Consider the following 7,393-nt stretch of genomic DNA (forward strand, 5'->3'; position numbering starts at 1 on the left):
TGAACGCTGTGGAATTAGAAAAGTTGATGAATACCTATTACGATGCATTGAATACGAGTGATAAACAGATTCTTAAGACTATTTTATCAAATCGTTTATTGCTTGCCCAGGCATCTTGTGATGAAGTAGCACAAGCTTGTCATGTATCTCGAGCAACTCTTTTAAGAGTGTGTAGAAAAATATCCTTACAATCATTTTCAGAACTGAAGTATTTACTAAAAGAAAGTGATGTAGAACGGCCTACACAACTAGATTTTCATAATGTATGTGAATCGTATCATCTTATGATACAAGATTTAAATAAGATATCATTTACACAGATTTGCGAAAAACTATATCATGCGGATACCATTTATATATATGGCACTGGTAATGAACAAAAAAGCATTGCTCAGGAATTTAAACGTATCTTTTTGACGGTTGGGAAGTGTGTCATTGACCTATTTGATTATGGTGAGATAGCACTTATGAAAGATGGTTTTCAAAAAGATGACGTATTTATCATAATTTCATTGTCAGGAGAAACCAAAGAAGGAATCGAAGTCATGAAAGATATGTCTTCTCATATACATACCTTATCCATTACACGTTTACAAAATAATACGATTTCTTCGATGTGTGAAATGAATGTATATGCAGCAACACAACGATTGGATAATAAACAATATGTTTCTTATGAAATGGTTGGAGTTTTTTATGCGTTGTTGGATATGTTGTTTATGAAGTATTTAGAATATAAGAAAAAGATGGAACATGGGGGTGAAGAAAATGAAGTTTGAAGAATTAATCAACGTGCATTTTGATCACTTTACAGCCAATGATGAATATATTTGTACTTGTATCGTACAACATAGAGAAGATTGTATTCATTTAGGAATTGAAGAGTTCTCAAAGAAATATCATGTGTCCACAAGTGCGTTATCTAGATTTGCACAGAAATTACAGCTTCCAGGTTATAGTGAATTAAAAGCACTTCTACGTTTTGAAGGGAAAGCAGTTGATAGAAAAGAATACGACATGAAAGATGTATTAGATACCTATCATCATGTGATTGATCATGTAGAACAAAAGGATTGTACATTATTATTTGAAAAACTTTATAATGCGAAAAGAATCATCGTATATGGAGAAGGATACCAACAAGGAAGAGCCGCAAAAGAAATGAAGCGCATTTTTCTTCCAACAGGGAAGAGCTTCTATGATATGTATGGAGTAGATACGATACCATCGTTACAAAAGTTTGTACAAGAAGGGGATGTTGTCTTCTTTATATCTTTGCATGGTGAACAAAAAGAAGTGATATCTTTTGCGAAGCAGTTGAAATTAAAGGGAGCGTTTTTGATATCTATTACAAAAATGAAAAGTAATGAACTCTCTCATTTATGCGATGAAAGTTTCTATATCGATACCATGCAAATGGAAATAGATGACACATTGCACTATGAAGTTACAACACCGTATTTTATTCTTATAGAATTATTATATGTGAAATATAAGTTATATTGTGATGTGAACATTTTTTCAAACAATGAAAATAAGAACTAGAAAAGAACATATTTACGAAAGGGCTCTCAGCGATTGAAAGCCCTTTACTTTTGGTTTAAGATGAAATTGTCAAAAGAGAAAGGAACATATCATGGTCAAACTTATACTACTTGATATCGATGGAACACTGAGAGATGAACGTCTTGGAATTCCTAATTCCGCAATCACTGCGATACAAGAATGTCGAAAAGGGAATATCCTCGTAGTCATTTGCACAGGAAGAAGTAAAGCAACAATTCCAGATGATGTACTTACAATTTCATTGGATGGATATATCACGGGTGGAGGTAATCACATTGAACTGCATCACCAAGTGTTATGGGATGCGTACTTCCCTCAAGAAATGATGATGAAATGTATATCGGTTCTAAAAGATGCGAATATTGGATTTGCATTAGAAAGTGGCGATGAAGTATTCATGAATAAAAAGGCACAAGAAATCCTATGCGCGATGAATGAACAAAAAGGAAAGACACTACGATCAACAGATAAACAATTCATCCAAGAAAAAATTCGATACGTTGATAACATGGTACAGTACAATATGGAACCGATTCATAAGCTCTACCTTTGGGGAAAGCATGAAGTATATCAAAAGATACAAGATATCTTAGGTACTTCCATGTACTTGGTACAACAAGAAAAAGATACTGATACAACCTATTATGAAATTGTTCAAAGAGGGTGTGACAAAGGTTCTGCAGTACAAAGAGTACAACATGAGTGTGATATCAAGAAAGAAGAAACCCTATGCTTTGGAGATGGGCAAAATGATCTAGATATGTTTCAGTATTCCAATATAAAAATCGCAATGGCAAATGGGCATGAAGCACTAAAAGCAAAAGCCACATCGATTTGCGAAGACATATTTCAAGATGGTGTATACAACGAACTAAAAAGAAGAAAGCTTATTTAAGGAGGCGGCATTATGAAGAAACAATGGTGGCAAAAAGAGGTTGTTTATCAACTATATCCAAGAAGTTTTAAAGATAGCAATCAAGATGGAATAGGGGATCTTAAAGGTATTCAATCGCAATTAGAGTACTTGAAGAATTTAGGAATTACCATGATTTGGTTATGTCCAATCTTTAAATCTCCAATGGATGATAATGGATATGATATCAGTGATTACTTATCTGTGGCGGAAGATTTTGGAACGATGTCCGATTTAACGGATTTGATTGAAGAGGCAAAAGAAAAAGGAATTAAGATTATTCTTGATTTAGTATTAAACCATACCAGTGATGAACATCCTTGGTTTATAGAAGCATTGCATGATGTGAACAGTCCATATCATGATTACTATATTTTCAAAGAAGGAACGCAAGTACCAAACAATTGGCGTTCTGTATTTGGTGGAAGTGTATGGGAAAAGGTAGAAGGTAGAGATGAGTTTTACTTTCATTCCTTTGGTAAAAAACAACCAGATTTAAACTGGGAAAACCCAAAACTTAGAAAAGCATTGTATAATATTATTGAAAAATGGTCTCGTATAGGTGTTGCAGGATTTCGAGTGGATGCCATTACCTTTATCAAAAAAGATTTATCCTTTCAAAGCTTAGAAAGCGATGGTGTTGATGGTCTTGTGAAATGTACGAAGGCTACAAGAAACAAACCAGGTATTGAAAAGTTCTTGGAAGAAATGAAAGAAGAAACCTTTCAGAAATATGATTGTATGACCGTTGCGGAAGCAGCAGGAATTGAATACGATCAGTTAGAAGAATTTATAGGAGAGGATGGCTTCTTCTCTATGATATTTGATTTTAAACATGCAGATCTTGATATCGCTTCAGGAAGCGAATGGTTTCTAAGAATACCTTGGACCATTGAAGATTTACGCAATCGTATTTTAAATAGTCAAATGCAAGTACAAAAATACGGTTGGGCCGCAAACTTTATTGAAAATCATGATCAACCTCGAGCAACGACAAAGTATTTACAAGAACATCAAAGAAATAAAGATGCAGTAAAAATGTTGGGAGCTATGTATTTCTTCCTACGCGGAACTCCATTTATATACCAAGGACAAGAATTAGGAATGATCAATTTCGAAAGAGATGATGTATCACAGTTTAATGATCTATCTAGTATCGACCAATACCATCGTTCTTTAGAAGAAGGATTCTCTAAAGAAGAAGCAATGCACTTTGTGAATCTTAGAAGTCGTGATAATTCTAGAACTCCATTCCCTTGGGATGATTCAACCTATGCAGGGTTCTCCAATCATACACCTTGGCTAGCACTAGATGATCATTACAAAGAAATCAATGCCATCAACCAAGTTGGAAAAGAAGATAGTATTTATGAATTCTATAAGGAAATGATTGATGTTCGTCAACATAGTGAATACAGTGATTGTCTCATCTATGGTGATATCACACCAATCAAAACCCAAAGTAAAGAGTTGATTGCTTATAGAAGAACTTATCAGAATACTGTGATAGATTGTTACTTCAATTTTAGTAATCAAGAAATACATGAAGAAAGTCATGCAACATATGATATTATCTTTCAAAATTTAAAAGAAGATTTCATATCAAAAGATACAATAACGTTACAACCATTTCAAGCAGTATTGATGAAAGTGAGGGAATACCATGAATAAATATGCAATTATCGCAGAACAAATTATTGATACAATAGGAAGAGATAATATCCTATCTATCACACACTGTGCCACACGTTTACGCCTTCTTGTGAAAGATCGAAATAACATTGATGATGCGCTTGTGGATAAAATTGACGAGGTAAAGGGAGTCTTCTTTACAGCTGGACAATATCAAATCATTTTGGGAACTGGTATCGTCAATAAAGTCTATGCGGAAGTAGAACAAATGGGACTTAAAACAGTATCCAAAAAAGAACAAGAAGATGTCATGAAGAACCAAGAAAAAGGGATGAAGAGATTCATGCGTACATTAGCGGATATCTTTGTGCCAATCATTCCTGTGATTGCGGCTACTGGTTTATTCCTTGGATTAAAAGGATGTCTCTTCAACGATAGTGTACTATCTTTATTTGGTGCAACGAGTGCTAGTATTCCTGCATATATCCAAACACTAGTTTCCGTATTAACAGAAACAGCGTTTGCTTTCTTACCAGCAATCATTGTTTGGTCATCCTTTAAAGTATTTAAGGGAACTCCAGTGATAGGTTTGGTAATTGGATTGATGCTTGTCTCTCCAATCCTTCCTAATGCATATGCAGTTGCGGATCCTAACAGTGGAGTAAAAGCGATTATGGCGTTTGGTGTTATTCCACTAGTTGGTTGTCAAGGAAGTGTACTTACTGCTATTGTGACTGGGTATATAGGCGCAACTATTGAAAAATTCTTACGTAAGCATATGCCAAATGTATTGGATCTTATTTTTACACCATTCTTCGTTATGTTAATCACATTGCTTATCATATTGTTAGGAATTGGACCAATCATGCATATCATCGAATTGAAAATGGTGGATATCATTCGTATATTGATTGAACTTCCATTTGGAGTAGGTGGGTTCTTAATTGGATTTACGTATCCTCTTGCTGTTATTACTGGACTTCATCACACGTATGTTATGATTGAAACATCCTTACTAGCAAACACTGGATTTAACGCTCTTATTACCTTATGTGCAATGTATGGATTTGCGAATGTTGGTACTTGTCTCGCCTTTATTAAGAAAACAAAGATTCAAAAAGTAAAACAAACCGCAGTAGGAGCTATGTTATCGCAATTGTTTGGAATCAGCGAACCTGTATTATTTGGTATCCAACTGCGATATAATTTAAAACCATTATTTGTAATGTGTTTCTCATCTGGTCTTGGTGCAGCTTTATTATCTATTTTCCATATTCAATCAAATTCGTATGGACTCGCTGTAATTCCTTCTTACTTAATGTATATTTATGAAGGACATCAACTTCTGTTCTATTTCATCATTTCTATCCTAGTTGTTGTAGTATGCTTTACAATTACGTATCTATTTGCAATTCCGGAGGAAGCGATTCATGAAAATGAAGCGATTGAAGAGGATATGCAAGTATTGGGTGGTCCATGTGAACTTGTATTACAAGCTCCAGCAACTGGCAATCGTATCGCATTAGAAGATGTGGAAGATGAATTGTTTTCAAATAAAATGTTGGGAGATGGCTTTGCGATTGAAATCACAGAGGGAAAAATCGTAGCGCCTATTTCAGGTACATTAGAAACTGTATTTCCAAGTGGTCATGCTTTTGGCATTCGAGGTAAAGAAGGTACGTTATTACTACATGTTGGAATCGATACAGTGGAGTTAAATGGGGAAGGTTTTGAGGTATGTGTAAAACAAGGTGAAGAAGTAAAACAGGGGGATGTCTTAGTTCATGTAGATATCGACAAGATTCATAAACTTGGAAAGTCTACGACAACTATGGTCATTTTCACCGATGGTAAAAAGGTGAATCTATCAAAGGTTCAAAAAGATATGAAACATAACGATATGCTTTCTATCGAATGTTTATAAATAGGAAATATCAAAAGTAGTGTAAACGAAATATATAAGAAACACTCTGAAATTTTAAGGCGTGAGCAAGAAAGGTATACAATCTTTCATGGTTACGCCTTTTATAATGATAGAGGAGAAGCAGTACTTCAGTGTATCTTCATTTTAGATTGCGATATGAAATTTAGTAAAGAGCATGGGGGAACCTATAGAAAACATAAAAATTTGGTTTTTATATATCAAATTGATTATGTAAGCGCTATAATAAAGTTACATAGAAAGCGAGGAGTATATATGTTTAAGGATCGTTTTAAGGATAAAGTCATGGTTGTGACTGGGGGAACGAGTGGAATTGGAAAAGCAGTTTGTATTCGCGCAGGAGAAGAAGGAGCTATCGTTGTTGTTGCGGGAAGAAGTGTGGAACGTGGTAAAGAGATTGAAAAAACCATTGTTGATGCGGGTGGAAAAGCTTTATTTGTGGCATGTGATGTAACAAAGAAAGAAGATATCATCGCATTATATGCACGTACCATGGAAACTTATGGCCGCATTGATGTTGCGATTAATAATGCTGGGATCGTTGGTGATTCTAAGAAGATAGAAGATGTAAGTGATGATGATTGGTTTGATGTAGTGAATGCCAACTTAAATGCAATGTTCTATTGTATTCGTGAAGAGATTAAATATATGTTAAAGAATGAATTTGGTGGAACCATTGTCAATACTGCAAGTGTCGCAGGAATACGTGCAACTCCTGCTGGTCCTGCTTATGTTGCTAGTAAACATGGTGTGGTTGGATTAACAAAATCAACAGCTATGGATTACGCTACAAAAAATATCACATGTAATGCGGTTTGTCCTGCAGGAACAGATACGCCACTTACAGAAACTGCAAAGAATAAAATGATGAAAGTGATTGGTGATTTAAAGGCACAAGGAATTGATCCAAGTGAATATATTAAAAATTCTATGATGTCAGGTAAGATTGAAACATTACAAAAACGCAATGCGACAAGTGAAGAACAAGCCGGAACTATCTTGTATTTAGCAAGTGATGAGGCAAGACATATCACTGGTTCAATCGTAGTAAGTGATGGAGGATTTACAGTTTACTAATAAATGAAGGATTCAGTATAATTACTTGAATATAAGAAGAGAACGTCTTAGAAATGCTAGAGGGCATCGTTTGATAAGACGTTCTTTTTGTATGACTTGTAGATGAATAAAACCTTTATAAGTAGGAAAATAATAAATCAGTGTCAACCGTTTTTGAAAATGTCTCAAAAAAGATGAAACATAAGCGAAAATAAAATCTCTCACTAAAATGGCAGATCATCATAGATAAAGGCATTATCAGTAATCGGTGATGAGGGAATCAG

Annotated in this window: 6 protein-coding genes; all 6 read left to right on the top strand. The window is 34.6% G+C overall.

Annotation, left to right across the window (positions count from 1 at the left end):
• Nucleotides 1-8: 8 nt before the first annotated feature.
• Nucleotides 9-779 (top strand): MurR/RpiR family transcriptional regulator, encoded by a 771-nt coding sequence (locus tag ACWG0P_RS13360; protein ID WP_455802138.1) that lies wholly within the window; start codon nucleotides 9-11, stop codon nucleotides 777-779.
• Nucleotides 769-1,545, top strand: a complete 777-nt coding sequence (locus ACWG0P_RS13365) for a MurR/RpiR family transcriptional regulator (RefSeq protein WP_455790622.1) — start codon at nucleotides 769-771, stop codon at nucleotides 1,543-1,545. Before ACWG0P_RS13360 ends, ACWG0P_RS13365 begins: the two co-directional genes overlap by 11 nt.
• Before the next feature lie 91 nt (nucleotides 1,546-1,636).
• Complete coding sequence (locus ACWG0P_RS13370) at nucleotides 1,637-2,461, top strand: Cof-type HAD-IIB family hydrolase (protein WP_455802139.1); 825 nt, start codon at nucleotides 1,637-1,639, stop codon at nucleotides 2,459-2,461.
• Between the two features lie 12 nt (nucleotides 2,462-2,473).
• Nucleotides 2,474-4,150, top strand: coding sequence for an alpha-glucosidase (locus ACWG0P_RS13375; RefSeq protein WP_455802140.1), 1,677 nt, complete (start codon nucleotides 2,474-2,476; stop codon nucleotides 4,148-4,150).
• A complete protein-coding gene (locus ACWG0P_RS13380; RefSeq protein WP_455802141.1) occupies nucleotides 4,143-6,035 on the top strand; it encodes a glucose PTS transporter subunit IIA in 1,893 nt (630 codons plus the stop codon). Before ACWG0P_RS13375 ends, ACWG0P_RS13380 begins: the two co-directional genes overlap by 8 nt.
• Nucleotides 6,036-6,308: 273 nt before the next feature.
• Nucleotides 6,309-7,130 carry an SDR family NAD(P)-dependent oxidoreductase gene (locus tag ACWG0P_RS13385; protein WP_455790630.1) on the top strand — a complete coding sequence of 274 codons (822 nt, stop codon included), beginning with the start codon at nucleotides 6,309-6,311 and terminating at the stop codon, nucleotides 7,128-7,130.
• Nucleotides 7,131-7,393 lie beyond the last annotated feature (263 nt).

The sequence above is a fragment of the Amedibacillus sp. YH-ame6 genome (assembly GCF_053848845.1).